Below are 1954 nucleotides of genomic sequence, written 5' to 3'. Positions count from 1 at the left end.
TGCTGCAGGACGAGCACCTGATCTTCGAGAGCGACGGCTGGGGCAAGACCGGCGTCGACCTGCCGGAGCCGAAGGCGGACGCCTCGGACCTCGGCGACCTGGTGCGGCGCGATCCGATCGGCCTGCCGGGCCTGTCGGAGCCGGAGGCGATGCGCCACTACGTGCGCCTGTCGCAGAAGAACCACGCCATCGACCTGGCCATCTATCCGCTGGGCTCGTGCACGATGAAGCACAACCCGCGCCTGAACGAGAAGATGGCGCGCCTGCCCGGCTTCTCGGACATCCATCCGCTGCAGCCGCAGTCGACGGTGCAGGGGGCGCTGGAGCTGATGGACCAGCTGGCCCACTGGCTGAAGACCCTGACCGGCATGCCGGCCGTGGCCCTGTCGCCCAAAGCCGGCGCGCACGGCGAACTGTGCGGCCTGATGGCCATCCGCGCCGCCCACGAGGCTAGGGGCGAGCACGAGCAGCGCCGCAAGGTGCTGGTCCCGACCTCGGCCCACGGCACCAATCCCGCCACCGCCGCCTTCGTCGGCTATTCGGTCGTGGAGGTCGCCCAGACCGACGACGGCCGCGTGGACGTGGCGGACCTGGCTTCCAAGCTGGGGCCCGACGTGGCGGCCATCATGGTCACCAATCCGAACACCTGCGGCCTGTTCGAGCGCGACATCCTTGAGATCAGCCGGCTGACGCACGAGGCCGGGGCCTACTTCTACTGCGACGGCGCCAACTTCAACGCCATCGTCGGCCGGGTGCGGCCGGGCGACCTGGGCGTCGACGCCATGCACATCAACCTGCACAAGACCTTCTCGACGCCGCACGGCGGCGGCGGGCCGGGCGCAGGTCCGGTGGTGCTGTCCGAGGCCCTCGCCCCGTTCGCTCCGGCGCCGTGGGTCGTCTCGGGCGACGACGGCTTCAGACTGGTCGAGTTCGCCGAGGGCCAGGCCGCGCAGGCCTTCGGCCGGCTGTGCGCCTTCCAAGGCCAGATGGGGATGTACGTCCGGGCGCTCAGCTACATGATGAGCCACGGCTCGGACGGCCTGCGGCAGGTGGCCGAGGACGCGGTGTTGAACGCCAACTACATCAAGGCCCGGCTGCAGGACCTGATGAGCCCCGCCTTCCCCGAGGGCCCGTGCATGCACGAGGCGCTGTTCGACGACGAATGGCTGAAGGGCACGGACGTGACCACGCTCGACTTCGCGAAGGCGATGATCGACGAGGGCTTCCACCCCATGACCATGTACTTCCCGCTGGTCGTCCACGGAGCCATGCTGATCGAGCCGACCGAAACGGAGTCGAAGCAGGAGCTGGACCGCTTCATCGAGGCGATGCGGGCGCTGGCGCAGGCGGCGAAGGCCGGGGACGTCGAGCGCTTCAAGGGCGCGCCCTTCCACGCGCCCCTGCGGCGCCTGGACGAGACCCGTGCGGCCCGTCAGCCGGTGCTGCGCTGGACCGCCCCCGAAGGGTCGAACATCGCGGCCGAATAGGCCAATCGCGGCAATGTGAACGCCGTCCTCCCAGACAGGCGTATGCTTCGCTCTGCGTAGTCAGAACCGAAACATGCGTTGGGAGGCGCTAGGGTCATGATGCCACGCGTACAAAAGGGCCTGCTCGCGGGCCTGGCGGCCACGGTGGTGGTCTCGATCATCGAGGCCATCAACGTCACCGTAGGGCACTGGGCGGTTGCATTCCCGCAGCTGCTCTCGGTCATCCTTCAGACCCAGGACATTCCGGCTGTCGGCTGGGTCGCTCACCTGATCGCCGGCCTGGGCCTGGGCGCCCTGTTCGGCGTGCTGTGCCCGCGGCTGCCGACGGACACGGCGGAATCGAAGGGCATCCTGTTCGCGGTCGGGGCCTTCATCCTGATGGGGCTGGTCATCGCGCCGATCGGCGGCGCCGGCCTGTTCTTCATGCGGGCCGGCTTCGGCACCCTCGCCTGGATGATCGCCAGCCA

At 69.2% G+C, this 1954-nt stretch carries 2 protein-coding genes; both read left to right on the top strand.

The features are described 5' to 3' along the window. The coding region (gcvPB, locus tag RIF93_RS20445) for an aminomethyl-transferring glycine dehydrogenase subunit GcvPB (RefSeq protein WP_309093277.1) at positions 1-1487 on the top strand (1487 nt) is incomplete at its 5' end. Positions 1488-1583: 96 nt separating this feature from the next. Then, on the top strand, positions 1584-1954 hold a 371-nt coding region (locus tag RIF93_RS20440; protein ID WP_309093276.1), incomplete at its 3' end, for a DUF6789 family protein.

Source organism: Phenylobacterium sp. (assembly GCF_031181185.1).
Taxonomy (GTDB): Bacteria; Pseudomonadota; Alphaproteobacteria; order Caulobacterales; family Caulobacteraceae; genus Phenylobacterium.
This window is presented reverse-complemented; position numbering and strand designations above follow the sequence as displayed.